At 54.3% G+C, this 22,401-nt stretch carries 15 protein-coding genes; 9 read left to right on the top strand and 6 right to left on the bottom strand.

The features are described from left to right. Window positions 1–67: 67 nt before the first annotated feature. The gene (gene epmB, locus MFFC18_RS15825; RefSeq protein ID WP_075082181.1) at window positions 68–1,096 is read right to left on the bottom strand and encodes an EF-P beta-lysylation protein EpmB; all 1,029 of its coding nucleotides are present in this window, start codon (window positions 1,094–1,096) and stop codon (window positions 68–70) included. An 82-nt stretch (window positions 1,097–1,178) separates the two neighbouring features. Here epmB and efp point away from each other — a divergent pair, with 82 nt between their 5' ends. The 4 genes from efp (at window position 1,179) to MFFC18_RS15805 (ending at window position 5,603) form a co-directional block, all read left to right on the top strand. Continuing rightward, window positions 1,179–1,745: an elongation factor P gene (efp, locus tag MFFC18_RS15820; protein WP_238381150.1), complete on the top strand. Its 567-nt coding sequence runs from the start codon at window positions 1,179–1,181 to the stop codon at window positions 1,743–1,745. A 119-nt stretch (window positions 1,746–1,864) separates the two neighbouring features. Continuing rightward, window positions 1,865–3,280 (top strand): MBL fold metallo-hydrolase, encoded by a 1,416-nt coding sequence (locus tag MFFC18_RS15815; protein WP_075082044.1) that lies wholly within the window; start codon window positions 1,865–1,867, stop codon window positions 3,278–3,280. A 3-nt stretch (window positions 3,281–3,283) separates the two neighbouring features. Then, complete coding sequence (locus tag MFFC18_RS15810; protein ID WP_075082045.1) at window positions 3,284–3,586, top strand: TfoX/Sxy family DNA transformation protein; 303 nt, start codon at window positions 3,284–3,286, stop codon at window positions 3,584–3,586. Window positions 3,587–3,821: 235 nt separating this feature from the next. Further along, on the top strand, window positions 3,822–5,603 hold the full coding sequence (locus MFFC18_RS15805) for a right-handed parallel beta-helix repeat-containing protein (RefSeq protein WP_075082046.1): 1,782 nt from the start codon (window positions 3,822–3,824) through the stop codon (window positions 5,601–5,603). Window positions 5,604–5,701: 98 nt separating this feature from the next. On the opposite strand, the gene MFFC18_RS15800 is transcribed toward MFFC18_RS15805, so the two are convergent. Then, window positions 5,702–6,442: a UvrB/UvrC motif-containing protein gene (locus MFFC18_RS15800; RefSeq protein WP_075082047.1), complete on the bottom strand. Its 741-nt coding sequence runs from the start codon at window positions 6,440–6,442 to the stop codon at window positions 5,702–5,704. A 207-nt stretch (window positions 6,443–6,649) separates the two neighbouring features. After that, window positions 6,650–7,072, bottom strand: coding sequence for an alternative ribosome rescue aminoacyl-tRNA hydrolase ArfB (gene arfB / locus MFFC18_RS15795; protein ID WP_075082048.1), 423 nt, complete (start codon window positions 7,070–7,072; stop codon window positions 6,650–6,652). Between arfB and MFFC18_RS15790 the strand changes: the two genes are divergently transcribed. Next, window positions 7,050–8,423, top strand: coding sequence for a PQQ-binding-like beta-propeller repeat protein (locus MFFC18_RS15790; RefSeq protein ID WP_148618907.1), 1,374 nt, complete (start codon window positions 7,050–7,052; stop codon window positions 8,421–8,423). The genes arfB and MFFC18_RS15790 overlap by 23 nt on opposite strands. Window positions 8,424–8,528: 105 nt before the next feature. Here MFFC18_RS15790 and MFFC18_RS15785 read toward each other — a convergent pair whose 3' ends face one another. Then, window positions 8,529–11,480 carry a PQQ-dependent sugar dehydrogenase gene (locus MFFC18_RS15785; protein ID WP_075082050.1) on the bottom strand — a complete coding sequence of 984 codons (2,952 nt, stop codon included), beginning with the start codon at window positions 11,478–11,480 and terminating at the stop codon, window positions 8,529–8,531. Between the two features lie 82 nt (window positions 11,481–11,562). After that, window positions 11,563–13,362, bottom strand: coding sequence for an alpha-amylase family glycosyl hydrolase (locus tag MFFC18_RS15780; protein WP_168211100.1), 1,800 nt, complete (start codon window positions 13,360–13,362; stop codon window positions 11,563–11,565). Between the two features lie 126 nt (window positions 13,363–13,488). Here MFFC18_RS15780 and MFFC18_RS15775 point away from each other — a divergent pair, with 126 nt between their 5' ends. Together MFFC18_RS15775 and MFFC18_RS15770 are read left to right on the top strand one after the other, a co-directional pair. Further along, a complete protein-coding gene (locus MFFC18_RS15775) occupies window positions 13,489–15,774 on the top strand; it encodes an FAD-dependent oxidoreductase (protein ID WP_075082052.1) in 2,286 nt (761 codons plus the stop codon). 21 nt (window positions 15,775–15,795) lie between these two features. Then, entirely contained in the window at window positions 15,796–16,503 is a 708-nt protein-coding gene (locus tag MFFC18_RS15770) for a type II CAAX endopeptidase family protein (RefSeq protein ID WP_075082053.1), read from the top strand. 22 nt (window positions 16,504–16,525) lie between these two features. On the opposite strand, the gene selD is transcribed toward MFFC18_RS15770, so the two are convergent. Further along, entirely contained in the window at window positions 16,526–18,718 is a 2,193-nt protein-coding gene (gene selD, locus MFFC18_RS15765) for a selenide, water dikinase SelD (RefSeq protein WP_075082054.1), read from the bottom strand. A gap of 15 nt (window positions 18,719–18,733) precedes the next feature. On the opposite strand from selD, the gene MFFC18_RS15760 reads away from it, so the two are divergent. Next, a complete protein-coding gene (locus tag MFFC18_RS15760) occupies window positions 18,734–20,512 on the top strand; it encodes a DUF6798 domain-containing protein (protein WP_075082055.1) in 1,779 nt (592 codons plus the stop codon). Window positions 20,513–20,652: 140 nt separating this feature from the next. Then, window positions 20,653–22,314, top strand: coding sequence for a carbohydrate-binding domain-containing protein (locus tag MFFC18_RS15755; protein WP_075082056.1), 1,662 nt, complete (start codon window positions 20,653–20,655; stop codon window positions 22,312–22,314). The last annotated feature ends 87 nt before the right edge of the window (window positions 22,315–22,401 follow it).

Here is a 22,401-nt window from a genome sequence, read left to right as displayed (position 1 = left end):
GGCGGATAGTGGTCTTGAAGTTGATTTGGCGAGTGCAAATTATACGATTAAAAAGCCCGTTCTGGAATCAGGCCAGAACCGTCTTGCCCGGTTCTCCGGCGAGTTCCTGAACGTATCGTGGAACGGCGTAGCCCGGAAGCCGTGCCCGGATTTCTTCGATCAGTTTCAAGCCAGTCGACACGGGGACTTCGAAATGAGCCGTCCCTTCGACGGGGTCAAGTTGGTGCAAATAGTACGGTAACGTGTTCGCCGAAAGCAAACGTTCGCTTAGCCGGACCAGCGTGTCTGTGTCATCGTTCACACCAGCAAGCAGCACTGACTGGTTTAGTAGTTGGGTCGCTGAATCCGATAGCCGACTTAGCGATCTGCAAACGGCGTCATCGATCTCATTGGCGTGATTGGAGTGCACGACCATCACGACCTGACGACCCGTTCGCGATCGGCGAAACTTTCCGATCATCTTCAGCAACCCATCGGTCACGCGCTGAGGGATCACGATCGGCAATCGCGTATGTAAACGGATTCTTTGCAGATGTTCTACGGCTTCAAGTCGGTTAAAAACGTCTGCGAGTTTCTCGTCGGTAACCGTCAGCGGATCGCCGCCGCTAAGAATCACTTCGTTGATCGTGTCGTCCGCAGCAATCGAATCAATCGTCTCGGACCAACGTTGGTCGCCCAGCGCAGCGGTTTCGTAGGGGAAGTGACGCCGGAAACAGTATCGGCAATTGATCGCGCAGGTTCGGCTGGCGATCACCAGAACGCGCTTTTGATATTTCTGTATCAGGCCATCGCGAAGCGTCGCGGACTGCTCGCCGAGAGGGTCGATCGAAAAATGTTCTGGGGATTCTCTCTCGTCTGCGACCGGTAGAACTTGCCGTAACAGCGGATCGTCAGAATTGCCTTTTTCGATTCGTTCGAGGTACGGCAAAGGCACGAATAGAGGAAAGTCACTGGCTTCATCGGTCAAATCCTGGACTTTTGATTCCAGCTCAATCATCGACAACAGCGTGTTGACCGAGCGAATTGCCCGTTTCATGTGCTGCTGCCAGCTCCAGGTGCCCGTTACAGAATTGTCAGGATTCGCTAAAATTTCCACTTCGATGCGATCGCCGTTTGTTGTCACAACTGAATCGCACTTTATACCAGATCAAACCATCAGACCCAGAGCGAGACCGGACGTGGCCTACAAATCAAGCGATTTCAGAAAAGGACTCAAAGTTCAAATCAATGGCGAGCCCTACGTCATGACCAGCATGGAGTTCAAAAAGCCCGGCAAGGGCAACGCCATGTACATCTGCAAACTGAAGAACCTGCTTCGTGGCACGACGCTCGACCGTACCTTCAAGGGCAACGATACGCTCGAAGAAGCAGAGATCATGGAGACCAACGTCAAGTTTCTCTACAAGTCCGGCGACACTTACGTTTTCATGGACGACCAAACTTACGAGCAGTACGAAATGTCGGCCGAACAAATTGGTGACGACTGGAAGTATCTGAAAGACGAAATGGTTTGCCAAATGACTTTCTTTGATGGCAATCCGATTCTGATGACTCCGCCGAACTTCGTCGAACTGGCCGTTGAGTATTGCGAGCCGGGAGCCAAGGGTGATACTTCGACGAACGTTCGCAAGCCTATCAAAGCTGAAACCGGCGGCGAATTTCAAACTCCGATTTTCATCAACATGGGCGACGTGATTCGTATCGACACTCGTACCGGCGAATATGTCGAACGCGTAAAGTCCTAGGATTGAAAGTCACTGCAAGTCGTCATGGCATTGACCGACATTGCAATTTCGGCGCGTTTTAAAGTTCCGCTACACAGCGATGGCAGCCACCGAGCCTGTCCCTCAAAACAAGGATTCCCATGAAAGTTCAATTTTGGGGTGCGGCTCAAACCGTTACCGGTTCCATGCATCTGGTTCACGTCGCCGGCAAACGCGTTTTGCTGGACTGTGGCATGTACCAGGGGCGGCGAAAAATCGCGTTCGAACGTAACAAGACGTTGCCTTTCGATCCAAAGACTATCGACGCCGTGATACTTTCGCACGCGCACATCGACCACAGCGGAAATCTTCCATCGCTGGTTCGCGGTGGTTTCCGTGGGCCGATCTATTCGACTTCGGCGACACGTGATTTGGCTGCCTTCATGTTGCTCGACAGCGCCAAGATTCAAGTCAATGACGTCAAATACGTCAACCGCAGGCGTAAAAGGAAAAAGCAGACTCTCTTTGAGCCGCTCTACGATCAGCGACACGCTACACAGACGCTGAAGCAGTTTCGCACCGTCGAATACATGCAGCGATTCTCGCCTGTCGAAGGGGTGGACTGTGAATTTCACTTTGCCGGACATATGCTGGGTGCCGCAACTGTCGAACTGGACCTGCGAGACAATCCAGAAGACAAGCCAACGAAACTGGTCTTTAGTGGTGACATTGGTCGAGCCAAAGTTCCGATCCTTCGCGATCCGGAAACCGTGGCCAACGTGGACTACATCATCATGGAATCGACTTATGGAAATCGAAACCATAAAAAAGGCGCCGACGCGACCAAAGTGCTCAAGAAAGCGGTACAGGAAACCTGGGACGCCGGCGGCAAGCTGATCATTCCGGCATTCTCGGTCGGCCGGACGCAGGAGATCGTCTATCGCCTGAACCTGTTGGCGGAAAATGGCGAACTGCCAAAGATCAAAGTCTTCGTCGACAGCCCGTTAGCAGTCAACGCGACAGACGTTTTTCGCTCACATGTTGAATGCTTTGACGATGACATGGTTAACGCCATCCTCGAAGAAGACGATCAGGATCCGCTGATGTTTCGCGATCTGATCTACGTTCGCAAGACTGAGCTTTCCAAAGCGCTTAACAGGTTGAAGGAGCCTGCTGTGATCATCAGCGCTTCCGGGATGTGTGAAGGTGGTCGAATTTTGCACCACCTAAAAAACAATATTGAAAAAGAAAACACGACCGTTCTGTTTGCTGGCTATCAGGCTCCGCATACCCTCGGCCGAATCATTCTCGATCAGTCGCTCGACAAAGTCCGGATCTACGGCGAAGAGTATGAACTTAATTGCAAGGTCGCGAAGCTCGAAGGCAGCAGTGGTCACGCCGACCAGGAAGAGCTACTGGATTGGGCCAAAGATACTTGCGACAAAGGCAACGTTAAAAAGATCGCGTTGGTGCATTGCGAACTTGAACCCGCTGAGGAGTTCAAGTCAAAACTTGCAAAACGCAAGATACAGCCGGTCATCATTCCAGCCTTGGGCGATGAGATGATTCTGGAGTAGACGATGTCCGACGATCGAGCCATCTCTGAAATGCGGAATCTTGGCCCTGCCATCGAAAGAGATCTGGCGGCCGTCGGAATCATTGTGGCTCAGCAAGTGATCGATCTTGGAGCCGAGGAAACGTTTCTGCGTATGTTGCTGGGACGAAAGAAAGAAGGCCGCAGCGGGAACGCCTGCAACGCTGCCTATTTATACGCGCTCTACGGCGCGATCCACGATGTCGATTGGCTCGAAGTGCCAGAAGTCGTCAAAGACGGATTCAAAAAGTTTACTGCAGATCTGCGCGAGTCCGGCCAGTTCAAATAACGCCACTGCTGAACCGTAGCCCGCCGGTGCGACGCTGGCCTGAGCTGAGCCGACCGCAACGCAACGTTGAAAATCGGGCTCGCTCTGATTTCAGCGTATCAGAAGCCGGAAAAACCGCATAAAAAGCGTGTTGGCCAGCGGGGGCCAATTAAGATGTTCAGTTAACCACCATGTTATTGCGGCGTTTCAACAACGGCCGCGATTCGTCATCTTTGACTCGCAACACTGAACTCCCATGCCATTTCAGCCTCCCCGATCGGTTGTCGCCTGCGCAATTTTTCTGGCAACGCTCATCACCAGCCATGCACTGCAGGCCCAAACGTTATTGGATGTGAACTTCGACCAGCGATCCAGCGGGACTTCGACAGAGTCCGATGTCACTCAGGAATTCGGCACGCTTTCATTTTCAAATGGCGTTGACGAGGGACGCGTCCAGATCGTGAGCGGCGAACAGGCCTACGGCGGCAGCGGCGCTTGTTTGCGAGTCAACTATCCGGCTGGAGGAAGCGGACCCGGAGCGGGTGGCGCTCAGTGGTTGGTTGAGCTGGACGAACAGCACGACGAAGTCTGGTTGGTCTATCGAGTCAAGTTTGGATCAAACTTCGACTTCGTCCGCGGTGGAAAACTTCCCGGACTCGCCGGTGGTCAGGCGCCGAGCGGAAGTGTGCCTGCCGACGGGTGGAACGGTTGGACTGGACGATTGATGTGGCGGACGGACTTCGAATCGGTCCAAGGCCAGCCACAGCAAACTTCGACCAAAGCCATTTCCTACGCGAAGCATGTGAACTCTGGCTATGATCAAAACGGCAAGCAGGAAGACACCGAGTATTTTGTTGAACGTGATGGAACGGAGCCCGTGCTTCAGGCAGGCGTCTGGTATACGATTCGGCAACACGTTCGAATGAATACGCCACGGCAGCGAGACGGTTTGCTGCGGATATGGATCGACGGGAGACTGGTAATCGATCGGGACGACGTCAAGTTTCGAAACACTGCGGATCTGGGGATCGACCGATTCTTTTTCAGTACGTTTTTCGGCGGCGACTATGACTGGAGAGCGAGCAAAGACGAATACGCGCTCTTCGATGACTTTAAAATTTCTGTCCCGGAAGAACGGCGCGTCCCGGAACAGTACGCGTCAGTCGGGGATGCGGTATCTGCTGCGAATCCTGGCGACACCGTTTTGCCTGGTTCCGCCGACTGGTATGACAACTTGTACCTCGACAAACCGCTGACGATCCGAGGTCGGGGTGATTCAAAATTGATGGGAGCAAGGGGCGATCGGCCTGTGATTCAGGTGGATTCAGAGTTCGTGAAAATCGAGAACCTGGAGATCGCCCGCGGATCTGTCGGCGTGGAAGCTTACGGTACCGCCAGTGAACTGCAGATTCAAAACTGCGCTTTTACGACCAACTTTGGGGACGCGATACGGGCAACCGGTTGTCGCAATGTTTCGATCGAAAACTGCACGCTGACCTCAAACTACGGACGCGGCGTTCTGCTCGACGGCGTCGAAGGCTTCTACATTTCCAATTGCTCGGCGATCGACAGCGGCGGCGCGGGGTTTGAACTGTTTTCCAACGGAGGCTTTGTCAGCAATTGCGACGCCATCGGAAACCGTGCCGGTGCAGGGTTCTTTTACATCGGAGAAAGCTCCGGGTTTCAGAATAACTACGCGAGCGACAATCAGGGCATGGGGTACCTGCTGGTGAACAGCCGGTTCAACGGATTCATGAACAATGCTGCCGATCGAAACACGACGTTTGGACTGCTGGCCTACGCCGTAGATGATTCGTATTTCGCGGAGAACCTTGTCGAGCGAAGTGGTAACGTGGGCGCGATTTTCGACAACGCGAAACGGAACCTGTTCCAGTTCAACAACAGCTCGAATAACAGCGGCATCGGTGCATACTTCTCGCCCAGTACCCAGTCGAACTACATGAGAGGCAATGGCTATCAAGGCAACGCGTACTCTCTGGGCCTGATCGACGAGGGTTCGAACTTCGTCGATCCATAGCGGAGGCCAATGGACGCGATGGACGCCTCGACTGGAGAGAGTTGCTGCTGAAGAGCGTCACGCCCTCCGTCCGCAAATCGTGGCAGCGTAACCCGAACTTACTCGCGCGACTCCAGCTGATCTCGAAGCTCTGCGGCCTTTTCGTAGTCCTCGTCTTCGATCGCTTTGTCCAGTTGCTCACGAATTGTCAGTCCGATTTCGTAACGCTCCCGAACGCCTTCGCGGAACTCGATCAGTCGCACGACCAGGTCGTCTTCGTCGTACTGTTCTTCGGCTTCGTATTCGATAAACAGATCCCGCATTCGCTCCAGCCCGTCGTTGACTTCCTGAATCGCACGCTCGGTGTCAATCTCTTCGTCGCCTTCAAGCCACGCCAATGCCGCCGCCTGAGTCCGGTGATAAATTACGAACGGCCGATACTGCTCGTGGTTATGCGTCCACTCGTCATCAGGCGAATGTCGCTTGCAAAAGTCCATCAAGCCCAGCGTGTGATCCGCGTCGGCAACGGCATTGCGAAACTTTTTGAGCTGCAACCAGCAAACGCGACGATGGTAAAACTGAACGAACTCGCGATCGATCTCCAGGCAGTTCTGCTCATCGAGCGAAAATCCATCGGCCTCGATCGATTTGGCTTTCAAAAAATCGTAATACGTCGACGCGCCGTGAGGAGTCATCCCGTCGGGGCGTCCTTCGGTTTCCAGTTGCAGCACCCCCATGTCGACTCGCATTTGCAGCACTTGTCGTTGGCGCGACTCCAGCATACGAACGTTGATGGCAAACGGATCGAACGGCCACTGCTTAAGTAGTTCATCGATATTCTGTTTTTGTTTTTTTTCCATAGTCGATCACCAAATTGAGGACGAAACCAACCAACTATTATTGGATACGTGTTTCGCTTGCATTTTGTTTGTTTGCCGCTTCAGCAGCCTGTGAAATTTAGTTGCCGTAAACTGAATTGGATTGTAATGAATTGACCGATTCTTGGCCGCCCCAAAGGCTCAGACGACACTTGGTGTCACGGAGTTCGGCTCGCCGCCAAACGTCGATCAATCGTCCATGCGTGGCGGGCGTCGGCCCTTTTTCAAGGACGACTTCTGTTTTTTTGCATCCAGTCGACGTCGTTTCGAAGCCTTCGATGGTTTAGTCTTTTTTCGAACCGTTGGTGCTTTGCGTACGGCCTCGATCATCTCGCGAAGCTTTGCGAGACAGTCCGCAACGTTCCGTCCCTGATCACGAAATCGATGACTCGTTACAATAAGCTCGCCAGTTTTTGAAATACGACGCGCGAACTTTTTCTTCAGGCGGGCTTTCACCGCATCCGGAAGTCGGGTCGTCTTGTTGACGTCCCACTTGAGAGTCACTTTTGTGTTGACCTTGTTGACGTTTTGACCGCCCGGCCCTGGCGATCGCGCATAGCTGAACTTGAATTCAGTCAAAGGGATTTCGATGCCAGAACTAATCTTTAACATGTGCAGTCTCAAAAAACTTTCGCGACCCGTCGCATTTGCTGCGTCGCTGTTGGTCACTCTATTGTTGGCCGTTGCCGCCAAGGGGCAAGCCACCGACAGGGATTGGTTTCAATTTCTCGGACCCGACAGAAACAGTATCTCAAATGAGACCGACATTCTGAAGGACTGGTCGGATGGCAAGTTGGAGTTGAATTGGACGTTGCCGATTGGTGAAGGATACGCGATCGGATCGATTTCAAACGGAAAGTACTTTCATTTCGATGTTACCGAAGATGAGAGCGGCAATGTGGCTCGCGTCCGTCGCGTCGATTTGGATTCAGCCAACATTGATTGGACGTTCACCGCACCTTCATCTTACGTCGATATTTACGGATACGATTCGGGGCCTCGCACAAGTCCGCTGATTCACGACGGTCGAGTTTACGTCTACGGCGTCGAAGGAATGCTGTGGTGCCTGAACGAGGAAACAGGCGAACTGATGTGGGAGGTCGATACGATCAAAAGGTTCGGGGTCATTCAAAACTTTTTTGGTGTTTCCAGCAGTCCCGTCGTCTACAAGGATTTGCTGCTGGTGATGGTTGGCGGCAGCCCGGAGGAATCAAAAAACGTGCCGCGTGGACAATTGAATCTTGTGAAGCCCAATGGTTCTGCAGTGGTGGCGTTTGATCGAAGGACGGGCGAAGAGATCTACCGCGTCGGAGACGATTTGGCCAGCTATACGTCGTTGCGATTGGTCGAAATGCACGGCCGCAAAGTTGCGTTGGCGTGGATGCGAGAGAAGCTGATCGCGTTTCAGCCGCAAGACGGCAAGCTTCTGTTTGAGTTCAAGTGGCGGGCCCGGAAACTGGAGAGCGTCAACGCGAGCACGCCGGTCGTGTCCGGCAACAGAATTTTCATTGGTGAGTCATACCAAAAAGGCGGCGTGCTGCTGGAAGTGGACAGCGATTGGAATACGAAGGTTGTCTGGAGCGATGATGGCAAGCGGAACAAGTCATTGGCGCCGCACTGGAACACGCCTGTCTTGCATGACGGTTTTCTCTACGGTTGCAACGGTGAAAAGACTTCTGGCGCACAGCTGACCTGCGTCGAGTTCCTGACCGGAAAAGTACGCTGGTCCGTCCCGAGGCTGGGAAGGACATCAGTGACTTTCTGTGACGGGCATCTGATCGTGATGGCCGAACGTGGCGAACTGTTCCTGGCTCGGGCGACGCCCGAAAAGTTTGAAATCGTGACTCGCTATGGGGGCGAGGTCAAGCTTCGTTATCCTTGCTGGTCAGCTCCAGTCGTTACCAACGGAAACCTGATTGTCCGCGGCAAGAACAAGGTTGCGTGTTTTCAACTGAAAGACTGACGCCTGCACTTGGTGGAGACCGCTGCGACACGTTTGGAAAAACGCAAGGCGAGCGAGGCAATCGAAAGGTGGAATGCAGTTGCCTGCTCCGCTCGGCTGCTACAACTAGTTGAACACCCAGCGACCGATCTCACCGTCGTCGAGATCGACGTAGTACATGTTCCCGTCCGGTCCTTCGACCATGTTGACCACGATCCGTGCGCCGGTGGTGAACGTCTGTACCGTCGTCGCCTGGCCGTTCGAATCGAGCTGCACTGCGCGAACAATGCCCTGCCCCAAGTCGTTGACGAGAACGCTGCCTTGATATTCAGCCGGATAGGTCGTTCCGCGATAGACCGACCCGAGCACGATCGCGTTGATCCCGTCGGCTCCATGGCTGAGCCCAAACGTCGGGGCGACAACGGACTGGCCGCTGTTATAGAAAGCTTGAGCCTCCGGCAAATCGTCGTAGCGATCCGTACGCAGGCTGTTTCCGCTTCCGCCTTCAAAATATGGCCATCCAAAGTTTGAACCGGCAGGCCCGGTGTTAACTTCTTCCCACTGAGTCCATCCAACATCGCCGATGTACAGCTGTCCGGTTGCTGAATCGACCGTCATGCGAAACGGATTTCGCAAACCATAGTGATAGACTTTGGATCGATTTGCGTTCGCATTTCCGTTGTAGAACGGGTTGTCGGAAAGTCCTTCGCCCGTGATCGGATCGATGCGAAGCACTTTTCCGGACAGGTTGTCGATGTCCTGAACGCGAACCGTTCTTGGGTCAACTCGATTGTAAGACGTACCATCGCCGATCGAGACAAACAGGTTTCCGTCATTGCCGAACGCCAACGCTCCGACCGTGTGCGATTCGCTATCGGATGCAATAAAGTCCTGAATGTTCGTGCCGTTGGCGCGGATGCCTGCCGGTGGCTCGTTGAAATCATTCGTGCTGTTGGCAAAAGCATTGAAGTTGTTCCACGTACTGGCACTTCCCAACAGAACTTGTTGGCTGCCTTCGACGATCGTTCGATACTGCGTCGAGGCATCGGCTGTGACGCGAAGCAGTCGGCCCGCCCGATTGCCAGGTTTGTCCGGTCCGGCCAACGCATGGCTTGGGTTGTCATAAACCTCCGGTGGATCGTACGTGAACAGCAGGTAGACGTATGGATTGTTCTCGAAGTCCGGATGAATCGCCATGTCCAGCAATCCGCGGTCGCGTACGTTGTTAACCTGAGCCGAGATGTCGGCAAACGGAGTCGACTGTAGTACGCCATCTCGAACGACCCGAACGATGCCGCTCTTTTGCGCCACATACATGTTGCGGCCATCTGCCGACCAGGCGATCGAAGTCGGCTGTGCCAGTCCGCTGACCACGGTTTCTGCCGTCAGGTTCTCGCCAGGATTAGGAGGCGCGTCAGCCGCATAAAGTTGGCTCGTCGGGACGGCTTCGAAATTCTGAGTGGCGCTCGACCAGCGAAGTCGCATTTCGGCGTCGAGCGCGTTTTCATAATATTCAAGTCGAATGTCGTAGCGAACGCCGGCTTCCAGAAAAATCGTGCCGGTATGGTTGGTCGCTGCGTGATCGTTCCACTCGTCGATGATCAACTGGCCGTCAACGTAGAGCCGAACCCCATCGTCGCTGCGTGTGTTAAACGTGTAAGTCTCGCTATAGCGTGACTCGATCTCGCCCGTCCAGCGAATCGAGAAAGTATCAATTCCGATTTGGCTGTTCGGCGTACCGGTGCCCCAATCGAAATTGACATTTGGATCGACTCGTGTGAACACCCGATCGGTCAGGTTCGCGTTGTTGAAGTATTCGGCTCGCAAACCATCGCCCGTTCCCTGGACGGAATCATTGTCGTCGATCGTGATCAAAGCCGTTCGCGGAGCCAGCAAAGTGCCGCTGCCTACAAGGTTGTCGATCGCGAAGCTGAACTGTTCGTCCTGTTCGCCTTGGCTATCATCCGAAATTGGGACGAAGATGGACTTGGACGTTTCGCCGTCCTGGAACGTCACCACCCCGCTGCGCGACTGGTAATCCTGACCCGCGGTGGCTGTCGCGTCTCCCGTCAAATAATTCAAGCTCACCACGCCGTCGGATCCGCCGGTTCTAACGATGCGGATTTCCACGTTGCCGTCGCCTTCTGCAACCGAGTACTGGCTGGCTTCGAGCGAGAAGTTTCCTCCGTTGACCGGGCTCGAATCAGACGCGAACTGGAAGTAGCCGTTGGAGTGCAGCGTGTCGCCGCGGCCAAATCCAGGCACGACGCCATCGGCGGCAGTCCACGTTCCCGTTGAGTAAACCTCTGCGGCTTCGGCTTCGTATTGAATCGCTCCGGGATTGCTCCCGCCTAGCACGTTGACCACGATGTCGTCGACGATCAGATTGCGATCGATTCCGTTGGCTGGATCGTAGGCATCGTTCAGGAAGACCACACGAATCTGATCCGCAGTGACTTCGCCGTCGGCGATGTAGTCATAGCCACTGAACACGGTGTTGACGTCATCGAACGTGGCTACGGTTTGACCATCGATTTGAAGGGCAAAAGATTCCTGCCCGGTCGTGCCACGAGCATTCACATTGATCTGAGTGCGGACGTTTCCGCCCCCGACGTACTGAAAAAATCCGGACGCGTGAAGGTACTCGCTTTGCGTTTGTCCAGGTTCAATGCCCACGCCGGGCAACCACGTTCCGGTCGAAAAAGTGTTTGGAGCTTCTGTTTCGTATCGAGTTCCGTCAATGACCACTGCGTCGACACGCAGGTTGGAGTCGATTCCGTTGGCTGGGTCGTAGACGTCGTTCAGAAAGTTAACTCGAACGTTGCCAATCGAAACGTCATCGGGCGTGTTGTAGTTGAACGTTTGGAACTGTCCTGCGTAAGCATCCCCGCCGATGTTGTTCCACGTTTGCACGACCTGTCCAGAGATTTCCAACGACATGCTCTCCGTGTTCTCGACGCCGGCTGCGATAATCTGGACCGACGATAACATTTGGCGATCTTCCAGGCTTTCGGCCGCAAGCGTGGCGGGCTCGTTGGAAGGGATTGGCTTTACGGACGCGTGGCGGAAGAGAGACATGGGCTGTTCGGCAAGTTGGAGAATGGGTCAATGTCTCCAATCTAGTCTTGCTGCCGCAATCTTCAATCATCACCGAAGGCTTCTAAGCCGGATCATGCAAAATTAATGTCTGATTGACGTTAATTTGCCGGACACTTTTTTCTTGGTTCGATTTCAGTACCCCGTTCGATTCCGAATCCAGCAGGATTTCTCCCGGAAGATCAATTTCAATGGCCGCCTTTTTGTCCGACGATCCCGGCCAAGCCAAACGGGTCGCGACACTGAGCCTGCCGCTGGATTGGTTTTCGTAGTGCAGCAAAAACAGATCGTCCTCGATCCGCGATTCGACGTTCAGCACCGATTGGCAGATCAATCCCTCCCGACGCAATTTCTTTCGCAGCCCAATCAGATCGCGGTACCACGTCCTCATACCCGCATCGCCATCCGCATGAGGACGAAGTTTGGATTGACGAAACGACTTTGGCGACAGCGGCGAAAGTCCGTCCAGTTTTGCGTTGAGCTCCGGAAACTCAGCCGCCCTGCCTTTTTCCACTCCATCACGAACCCAGGAATCGTTGAAGTCGACGAAAAACAGAAACGGATCGTCCGAAGCAAATTCTTCTCCCATGAAGATCATCGGAATCGCCGGATACATCAGGTAGAGCGCGGCTGAAGCCATTTGAAACTCGCGCGACGCAAGTTGATGAATCCGATGCCCCAACGGATGATTGCCAACGGTGTCGTGATTTTGAAATCCGATCACAAACGAATCCAGGTCGGCACGCGCCCCGCGATCGTGTCGCTCGTACGGAAAGTTCTCGTACAGAAAACCTTGCTGGATCGCCAACTGCAGATCGGTCGCGCCATCGTGATCTCGATGACACAAGTCCAGTCCGGGCTGGCCGATCGAAAGGACACAGTGCATCATTCCGTCGCTCCATACGGCATCGAACCCTGTACCGTGTGACGAAGTGCCTTTGGTGAGCGATGCGTTGCGGACATTCGTTTCGCCAATCAGATGAATGTGGCGATCGACTGTCGCAGCGTAATCATCTACCGCTTTCGTGACTGCCATCGAGATCGGCAAATCGCTGTCGTCGAACATGAAATGCACAGCATCGACGCGTAGTCCGTCAAGCCTGTAGTTTTCGATCCAGTGAACGCCGCATTGAGCCATGAACTCCCGAACGGGCTGGCTGTGTTTTCCATCGAAGTTTAACGCGTCGCCCCACGGTGTTTTCCGCTTCTTCGTGAAGAACGGCGCGAACTCAGACAGGTAGTTTCCTTCCGGCCCAAGATGGTTGAAAACGACGTCCAGAATTACAGCCACGCCTTTCTGGTGGCAGGCGTCGACGAAGGTCTTGAAATCGTCGGGCGAACCGTAAGTGTTTTGCGTCGCGTAAATGCCGACTCCGTCATAGCCCCAATTCCAGCGTCCCGGGCACTGCGCCACCGGCAGGATTTCGATGGCTGTGATGCCAAGTTCGACCAGTTCGTCCACACGCTCAATCGCGGACAGAAACGTGCCTTCTTTGGTAAACGTGCCGATGTGCAATTCGTAAATGATCAGGTCACGTTTTTCGATGCCTTTCCAATCGTTCGATCTCCAGTCGAACTGCGCGTGATCGACGGCGAGGTTCCAATCGTGGACCGATGATTCAAAAGCATGAGCCGCAGGATCGGGGCGCGAACGTTCTCCGTCGATGCAAAAGCGATATGCGTCGGCATGCTGAACGTCGTCGACAGTGATTTCGAACCAGCCATCTTCGTCACGCTGCATGCTGCGAAACGTTGGTTCTTTTTTCGTTTCCAGGTCCAGCGTTTTGCATTTCGGTGCCCAAACCCGAAAGGTAACTTTTCCGTTTTCGAAGCGATGGCCAAATTGATGTTGCATGTTTTTCATTTCAAATCTGTCTGTTGAGCGGAAGATCATACCGCAAAGCCCAATCGCGGCACCAGCGGAATGCACAATCGGAAAAAGGGCCTACAATGAAACGCGTTGGGAATTCCTGTCAGAAATGAAACCACCATGAACCGATTTTTTCTGCTGCTGTTAGTTGCGTCGTTACTTTTTTCGACGGCCAATGTCGCCGAAGCCCAGTCTGTGCTCGTGGAAGCCGAAAGCTTCTCCGATCATGGCGGTTGGAAGCTTGATACGCAGTTCATTACCGAAATGGGGTCGCCCTATTTGCTGGCTCACGGCCTCGGCCGATCCGTGGATGACGCGGTCACCGAAGTCAGCTTTCCGGAAACAGGAACTTATCACGTTTTCGTGCGCACCAAGGACTGGGTGGCGCGGTGGAAAGCTCCCGGACAGCCCGGAAAATTTCAGCTGATCGTTGACGGACAAGCTCTGGACACAACGTTCGGGACCGAGGGCGAACAGTGGTCTTGGCAAGACGGTGGAACGATTGAGATCGATAGTAAAACGGCAAAGATTGCGTTGCACGATCTGACCGGATTCGACGGGCGTTGCGACGCGATCCTGTTTTCCAAAGACGCGACTCCGCCGCCAAACGGATCTGAAATCCTGCCAGCCTGGCGGCGAAAGATGCTGGGGCTCGATGAAGCTCCGACTGAAAAAGACGGCTACGACCTCGTCGTCGTCGGAGGCGGCTATTCCGGCATGGGCGCGGCTCTTTCAGCGGCCCGTTCGGGCTGCAAAGTCGCTTTGATTCAGGACCGACCGGTCTTGGGAGGCAACGGTTCAAGCGAAGTTCGCGTTTGGGCCATGGGGCACATTCGCCGCGGCAAATATCCACGCATCGGTGAGATGATTGAAGAGTTCGCGGATAAAGCAACGAAATCGCCAGGCACGTATGAAGAGTTTGGCGATGTGAAAAAAGAAGACATCGTCCGGGCCGAATCGAATATTGATCTGTTCCTGAATCATCATGCATTCAAAGTCGAAACAGACGAAAACCGGATCGTCGCCGTGCATGCTTTCGACACTCGGACCAGCGAACAGAAGCGTTTTTCCGGCACACAGTTTGTTGACTGTACCGGTCACGGCACAATCGGGTTTCTCGCTGGCGCTGATTTCGAAATGACTCCTGAAGGCCGCATGGGGATGAGCAACATGTGGGCGTGGGGTGAAGGCAAGGAGCCTGTCGAGTTCCCTGAAACTCCGTGGGCACTTGAATTGAAAATGGAAGATTTTCCCTACCCGCGCGACCATCACGGCCAATGGTTTTGGGAAAGCGGATTCGACAAAGATGCACTGGGCGACGCGGAAGGAATTCGCGATTGGAACTTGCGAGCCGTTTATGGTGCTTTCAATGCAATGAAAAACGAAGACGGAGCCGAGCAACACAAAACGGCTTTCCTGACCTGGATTGCCTACATCGGTGGCCCGCGCGAATCACGTCGCTTGATGGGTGATGTCGTTTTGACGAAAGAAGACATCGTCGGCAAACGAGAGTTTAAAGATGGCTGTGTGCCCAGCACCTGGTCGATCGATTTGCACTATCCGAAAAAGCAGTATGCCAAAAAGTTTCCTGAAAATCCGTTCATCTCAATTGCCGTGCACGATCGCAGCGTTGACCGCAGTTTTGGCTATCCGGTTCCCTACCGCAGTTTCTACTCACGGAACATCGAAAACCTGTTCATGGCAGGCCGTTGCGTGAGCGTCACGCATGAGGCGCTTGGCACGACTCGCGTGATGAAGACCTGCGGCATGATGGGCGAAGTCGTCGGTCGGGCGGCAAGTGTTTGCAAGTTGCACAGTTGCTCGCCGCGTGAGGTTTTCGAGAAATACTGGAGCGAAATGGACGCGTTGCTCAAACTTCCGGGCAAAGCCCATCGAGCCAGCGTCGACCAGGAGTTCACCGTTCCGGCGGACGCGATGGAACTGGCTCCCGAGCGAGGCCCTGAATGGATTCCGCGAGCTGGACGTAGTGACAAGAAGCTCCGCGGTCAGGTGATGGACGATCAGAGTGCGACCATGACCGGCAAGTGGACTCCGGGTTCGGGCGTCAAAGGCTATTTTGGATTTGGCTATGCCTACGCTGCTGCCGACTCCAACGCAAAGATCGTGTTCGAGACAGAAGTCAGGAAATCGGGAAAGCACCGTATCGGAATCCTGTATGGCGTGCACGAAAACCGGGGCACGAGCGTTCCCGTTGTCGTGAACGCTAATGGCGAAAGCACACGGTTTGTTGTTGATATGACCAAATCGCCGGGCAGCGACGATCAGGTTTACCCTCTGGGTAATTTTGAACTGAGCAAGGACCAGAAAGTCACAGTTGAGATCTCTACCGAGAATGCTGGCGGGATGGTTCACGCGGACGCTATTCAATTGCTTCCTGTGAAGTAGTTCGTTTTGAATGACGACAGCATGAAAAATGAAACGCGCATCGTTGTTTCCGCCACGCAGCGGGTGCCTCAATTGCATGCGATTTTTGCGATCGCTCTGATCGCTCAAGTCGCGTTCTGGCATTTCGCCTCGCCCGGTCCGTTTTTGCGAACCGGCGAGTTGAATATTGGGTCCGCTTGCCGTTCCGCAGTGGCCTCGTTCTTGTGCCTGTTTCTCATTCCGTGGATCGGCGCGATTCTGCTGGGCATCAAACCCGCTAACTCAGAGTTGGGAATCGGTCAGTGGCGAAAAGGCCTGTTGATCGTTGGCCTTGGCGTCCCGATTGTTGCTGTCGGACTGTTCGTCGGCAGTGGCGATCCTGAGATTCAGGCGGCTTATCCCTGGCCGGGAAAGTGGCTCTCGGATTCGATCGGCAACATGCTGATGTGGTTCGCGGTTTACGCCATTTACTATTTCGCGTTTGAGTACTTTTACCGATCCTTTCTGCTGTTTCGGCTCGAAAAAGAACTCGGTCTCGCCGCCGCGATCTGGATTCATGTCCTCATGTCGGTCGCTGTCCACTTCGGAAAGCCAACGCCGGAATTATTGGCCTCAATCCCGGCCGGATTTGCATTTGGCTTGATCGCCTGGCATACCAAATCAATCTGGTACGTGTTTGCGATTCACTGGGGCATCGGGATCCTCAACGACGTTTTTGCGATGCATCACCACGGCTGGTTGGATTCCTGAGCCTGGAGCCGTCACCTGATGTCTACGAAACGGCAATTGAAATTCCGTCACCACCATCGACGACTTCACCGATCACGGTCGCCTGTTCAAATCCGCTTTCGTGCATTAGTCTCAGAACCTCTTCAGCTGCCGCCGGATTGACGCCGAACAATATGCCTCCGCCTGTTTGAGGATCGAATAGCGGGGCGACGCTCGGATGGGCAACGTCAACGCCGGTGAAATTGATCGACGCAAGGTTCAGCCGATTGTCGGGAGCCAGCGTGCTTTCGACTTCGTGATACAGCATCTCCCGCGTGCCCGGCAGCAGCGGAATCGCATCAACATTTAGCACGGCCGACTTGTTGCTGGCAACGAGCATCTCTTTCAAGTGCCCGGCCAGTCCAAAGCCCGTTACGTCGGTCATTGCAGAAACGTCGCTGCGTTTCGCCAACTCAATCGCGATCTGATTGCTCTGCAGCATCGAATCGACAAGCGGTCGATAGAACTTTCCATCTAGCAAGCACTGCATCCATGCGGCCAACAGAATCCCACTGCCAATCGGCTTCGACAGCACCAACAGATCGCCCGTTTCCAGCTGACCTTTCGTTTTCGCGTCCGAGACCTGATTACCCATAACCGTGAAACCGGCCAGCAACCTTGGTCCTTCAATCGAGTGACCTCCGACGATCGTTGCTCCCATGCGAGCCAGTTCTTCGACAGCACCTGTCATCAATTCACGCATGACCTGAAGTTGCTGACGTGGGTGGGCAATCGGCAACTGAACGATCGCCAACGCTGCGTTCGGTTGAGCCCCCATCACGAAGCAGTCGCTAGCAGAATTTAAGGCTGCGATTCGGCCGGTCAAATAAGGATCGTCGAGTGGGCTGGCAAAGAAATCGGTCGTCACGCTAATTTCTTTTCCCGGTGTACGAATCACCGCCGCATCGTCAGGTTCCTCCAGTCCGATCACGACATCGTCATGTTTCGGAATTTCAAGTTCGCTCAGAACGGACGATAAAATCTGACCACCGATTTTTCCGCCACAGCCCAAACATCGCATCGCGTCTTCGGTATCGACCGCCATATCCTCCATCGGCATCGGAGCGTAGTCCTGATACATCTCCATGAACTTACGATCAATGCGATCCTTCAACCAAAAACACCACTTTGCGTAGAAGCCCTGGCCTTTCCGTTGGGCGATCGATTTCCCATCGGCGGTGTTGATCAGCTTCAGATAGTCCTGTTGCGGATGGTAGGGAGCCATCCGTCGGGCGCCGTCCAGAAAGTTGCGAATGTTTTGCCACAGAATCGGCCCTTGCCGAACCGCGAACACACCAGCTTTATCGGTCTCGCTGCCCACGATTGTTCCCGTATCGCCGACGGCATAAATCGCGTCGCTGGTCAGCGTCTGCAACGTGTCGCTGGTCGAAAGAAAGCCACGATCGTCTTTCTCCAACGGCAACAGGTCCAACAATTTTGGCGCTGTCGCTCCCGTACTCCAAATGATGATGTCGGTGTCGAGAAGCTTTTGTGTATCAAGCCGAATCGCACCGGCCTGGATTCCGACGACCGATCGGCCCGTGATCAGTTCGACCTCTTTTTCAACTAGCTGATTCTCGACAATCTTTTGAGTCGATGCCGATAGTCCGCTGCCGACCCGGGCAGAGCGGGTGACCAGCGAAATCTTGTGAGCTCGCCCTTCGTCGATTAGCTTTTTTCGCAAGCAAAACGCAGTCTCGATCGAGCCAATTCCGCCACCGACGATCGCGACGCGGATTTCCGTTTTTTTGTTGAACTCGTCCAGCCGTTCCTCAAGGCGAGCCAGAAACGTTTGCATCGGCTTGATCGCCAACAGGCTTTCATCCGACTCCACCTCGACGCCACTAAACGTCGGCACAGATCCAACTCCGATCGACAGTTGGTCGTAGCGTAGCGACGGTCGATTGGAAAACTGAAGTTCCTGCTTTTCAACGTCCAGCCCGTTGACGTCTCCGAGGATCAGCCGCGCGTTCGCAGAACGGCAGAGCCGCACCAAATCGATCTGCATCGATTCGACCGGGTATTGGCCAGCGAGCACGCCGGGCATCATGCCGGAGTAAGTTGCGACCGGGAAGTTCGAGACACAGACCAGATTCGCGTCCGAAATCGGATTCATTTTCCACATTCGCAGCACATGGGCATTGGTGTGTCCGACTCCAAGAAGTACAACCGTGTGCTTAGCCTTGTTCGATGCCATTGAGCGATTTCTCTGATGTTTCCTGCTGTTTCCAAAACTCCAACAGCCTTCAAGATTAGCCGAGGAGACGCGGCGGGAACAGGGCGGGAACGCGGAGCCATATTGGGCTCCTCAGGACCATCGCGGGGCGCCTTCAACACGTCCGGCGATTATCAGTGGCTACTGGAAACGGCACTGATTTCCGTCTGCTTTTTTCTCTACGCCGGCCAGCCCGCTCCGGACGTCAACGAATCGCACTACCTCACCAAAGCCAAACATTTTTGGGACGCGACCTACTGTCCGGGAGACCTGTTTCTCGGGTCGGCATTTTCCCATTGGCTGTTCTACGTCTGTTTCGGCTGGTTGACGAAATTCATGTCGCTGACGGCGTTCGCGTGGACCGGCCGAATTCTTACGTGGACCCTGATGGCGTTTGCCTGGCAGCGGCTCAGCCAGGCGATCGTGCCGCTGAAGTTTATGTCGGTTCTGTCGGCGCTGTTTTTCCTGTTGCTCAATGACAAATTCCACCTCGCTGGCGAATGGGTCGTGGGAGGATTCGAAGCCAAAGGCATCGCATACTTTTTTGTGATCTACGCCTTGTCTTTTCTGGTCCGTGGCAACTGGAAGTACGTGTGGCCTTTGTTGGGAGCCGCGTCGGCGTTCCACGTTCTCGTGGGCGGTTGGGCCGTGTTGGCCTGTATGTTCGCATCGATTGTCGTTCAGGTTCGCCGTTCGAGCACGGAATCAACGCGGCTGGATTATTGGAAATCACAAGCCGGCCATTGGTGGCTGCCGCTGATGATCGGAGGCGTTCTCGCACTACCCGGGATTTTGCCGCCGCTGATTGCCGACGCGGGTGCTTCTGCGGAAGCCAAACAGCTGGCGGCGGAAGTTTACGTTGGGCAAAGGATCTCGCACCACTTGAACTTTGCTGCGTTTCCCACCTGGCACGTGGCTCGGTTCGGAACGCTGGTTCTGTTCTGGGGACTGTTGTATCTGTGGCTGAAAAATCGACTGATGCTCAACCCGGTCATCTTTCATCGAAAGCTCGAACCGCTTCAGGATTTTGCGACCGGTGCGCTGCTGATTTCGTTCTGCGGATTGCTGCTCAGCGGACTGGCGGATACGGGCAGCACGTTCTGTGCGGGGCTGCTGAAGTTCTACTGGTTTCGGCTGGCCGACTTTGCCGTGCCGGCGACAATCTCATTGGCAAGTTGCTTTGTGATCGCGTTTTGGTTGGAGCGGGAAAACGACATCTTTCGGCGCATCTCTTCGGTTATTTTTACGGTTTGCATTTTTCTCGCGGCAGGGCTGTTGTTCCTTGAGCGACATCAAACGCAGATTCCTTTTGCGGACGTTCGTTCCCTGCCGCAGTACCCGGAAAACGATCAACGCTTTCGCGAATCGTGGAAAAATTGGGTCAAAGTCTGCCAGTGGGTCGAGTCGAGTACTCCGGCGGACGCAGTTTTTTTGACTCCGTATCAACAGCAGACTTTCAAGTGGTATGCCTTGCGGACAGAAGTCGTTTCATGGAAAGACATTCCGCAGGACGCGGAGTCGATCGTGCAATGGCATCAGCGACTGAAGGAGATTCAGGACCCGCAGCAGAGGTCGACGCTGGGATTGTTGATGTATACCGACGATCGATTGGCGGCGCTGGCGGAAAAGTTTGAGGCCGATTTTCTGGTGCTTCCCCAAGCGGTCTACGATCTGGCCTGCAACGATCCTGAAATCGGAAAACCGCGTTTTCCGTGCGTCTATCCCGAAGAAGGCGAGAGAGCCACTTGGGTCGTGTTGAAGTTGCAGCTTCCTTAAAACACGCGATTTCGATTCAAAATCCTGTCGGAATGCCCGTTTGGCCAGTTGTGAAATTGGCCGCGGTTGCGACTACAATGTGCGGGTCAAAATTCACCATTTGCGACTCGCCCTGCCTGACCACGTCACGGAATATTCACATGATCCAAAAACCAGAAATTTCCTGTTCATTGAAAGTCGAAGCACTCGAAAATCGCATGATGCTTTCGAGCGTCAGTATTCTTGGCTACGGACATACCGGCGAAGAAACGATGAGCCTGTTGGTCGACCAGCAGGTCGTTCAGACCTGGGAGAACGTTGGCACTGAGGAGCGACTGTTCAATTTTGAAACTGAGGAAAGCCTGAGTCCCGATCAGGTCCGAATTGCGTTCACCAATGATTTGTACCTGCCTGAGCAAGGCATCGATCGAAACCTGTCTGTCGCTTTGATGACCATCGATGGACAGACCTTTGCAACGAACGATCCAGGCGTCCTGTCGGTTGGAGTCTGGAATCCGGAAGTCGGAGCAATCGTGTCCGGTTATGGACAGGGAGACACGCTGCACGCGAGCGGCTATTTCGAATTCGCAGCACCGCCGCTGACCAGCATCGACTTCGCCGGTCGCACCTGGGAAGTTGTCGATGGCTCACCAACCCCAGACGATTTGTTTCTTGATGACCTTGGCGAATTGACCCTTGGCGGTGCACGCGGACCGTTGGCGATATCGACGGAACTCGCAGTCGTCGGTGGCGAAAAGTATCGGCTGACTCTTGACGCGAATCGCGAGTTCATCAGCGGAGGGCTGACCAGCCAAGGTCCATGGTCGACCGTTGGGATTAACTTTTATGACAATAACGGACAATTGCAGGGGCAGGAACAAATTGAAATCAACACAGCTCAGGGCTTCGATGGCGATCGTTTTGTAGAAGCCCCTGAAGGTGCGACGACCGGTTTTCTGTGGGCTTGGATTGACGACTACAACGATCCCAATGACACGTTTGTCCCGCTAAAAATCTCTGCGGTGGATTGGCTGGTCGACGATGCTGTCACTCCGGATGACAACACGCCTCCGGAAGCCAGTTTCACGCCATTCACCTTCGATTCCTTCGGCGCAACGACCCTCAATTTCGGGGTGGATTTCAGCGACAATCAAGAGTTGGCACCGATCAACCGGGGCGTGATTCTGGTCATCAGTCCGGACGGAAGAGTTACCTCGCCACCAATCGCGTTTGGTCCGCCGACGAATACGGATTCCTTCCAAACGCTTGTTTTCACGATGGAGCCGCCGTTTGGGCGAAGTGAGTGGACGTCCGAGGACAACGGTGAATATGTCGTCCAACTGGATCCGGGCAAGCTCTCGGATGCCGCTGGCAACGTCGCCGATGGGCGTCGTTTGGGGACGTTCTCGATTGACATTCAGACTCCTGTCGACACAACCCCGCCCGTCGTGGAACTCGTTTCTTCGCCCGGCGTAATCACGACGCCTCCCACAGGGGGCCGCGGCAACGATGTCCAGTTTACGGTGACTTACACCGATGACATTGGCCTTGGTAACCTTGTTCAAGATCGGATTTTGGTCGAAGGTCCAAACGGCTATTTTGGGTTCGGCCGTGGTATCGCAGGCGGCGGGGCGGATCCCAATGGGTTCTTCGAGATCTCCTACATTCCGCTCCCGGCCGATGGATTCTGGAGTGACAACGAGAACGGGACTTACACGATCAGCCTTGTCGACGGGACGGTCGTTGACCAGTTCGGAAACTACACCGACGGTCGGCAGTTAGGCACTTTTGAGATAGCCATTCCTGGCATTGACGTGGTGTAACGTCAGCGGTGTCGATCGGCAGCGCAAAATGCGCGCGATGTGCCGACGTCCGTGACGCTACGATTAGTGCCAATTTCAAAACTGATC

The sequence above is a fragment of the Mariniblastus fucicola genome (assembly GCF_008087665.1).
In the GTDB taxonomy this organism is placed as follows: Bacteria; Planctomycetota; Planctomycetia; order Pirellulales; family Pirellulaceae; genus Mariniblastus; species Mariniblastus fucicola.
This window is presented reverse-complemented; position numbering and strand designations above follow the sequence as displayed.

Coding starts and splice junctions, on each gene's coding strand:
- selD (WP_075082054.1), bottom strand. CDS start 18,718: ATGGCATCGAACAAGGCTAAGCACACGGTTGTACTTCTTGGAGTCGGA.
- arfB (WP_075082048.1), bottom strand. CDS start 7,072: ATGTTAAAGATTAGTTCTGGCATCGAAATCCCTTTGACTGAATTCAAG.
- MFFC18_RS15755 (WP_075082056.1), top strand. CDS start 20,653: ATGATCCAAAAACCAGAAATTTCCTGTTCATTGAAAGTCGAAGCACTC.
- MFFC18_RS15770 (WP_075082053.1), top strand. CDS start 15,796: ATGAAAAATGAAACGCGCATCGTTGTTTCCGCCACGCAGCGGGTGCCT.
- MFFC18_RS15780 (WP_168211100.1), bottom strand. CDS start 13,362: ATGAAAAACATGCAACATCAATTTGGCCATCGCTTCGAAAACGGAAAA.
- MFFC18_RS15775 (WP_075082052.1), top strand. CDS start 13,489: ATGAACCGATTTTTTCTGCTGCTGTTAGTTGCGTCGTTACTTTTTTCG.
- MFFC18_RS15790 (WP_148618907.1), top strand. CDS start 7,050: ATGCCAGAACTAATCTTTAACATGTGCAGTCTCAAAAAACTTTCGCGA.
- MFFC18_RS15815 (WP_075082044.1), top strand. CDS start 1,865: ATGAAAGTTCAATTTTGGGGTGCGGCTCAAACCGTTACCGGTTCCATG.
- MFFC18_RS15800 (WP_075082047.1), bottom strand. CDS start 6,442: ATGGAAAAAAAACAAAAACAGAATATCGATGAACTACTTAAGCAGTGG.
- MFFC18_RS15785 (WP_075082050.1), bottom strand. CDS start 11,480: ATGTCTCTCTTCCGCCACGCGTCCGTAAAGCCAATCCCTTCCAACGAG.
- MFFC18_RS15805 (WP_075082046.1), top strand. CDS start 3,822: ATGCCATTTCAGCCTCCCCGATCGGTTGTCGCCTGCGCAATTTTTCTG.
- MFFC18_RS15760 (WP_075082055.1), top strand. CDS start 18,734: ATGTTTCCTGCTGTTTCCAAAACTCCAACAGCCTTCAAGATTAGCCGA.
- MFFC18_RS15810 (WP_075082045.1), top strand. CDS start 3,284: ATGTCCGACGATCGAGCCATCTCTGAAATGCGGAATCTTGGCCCTGCC.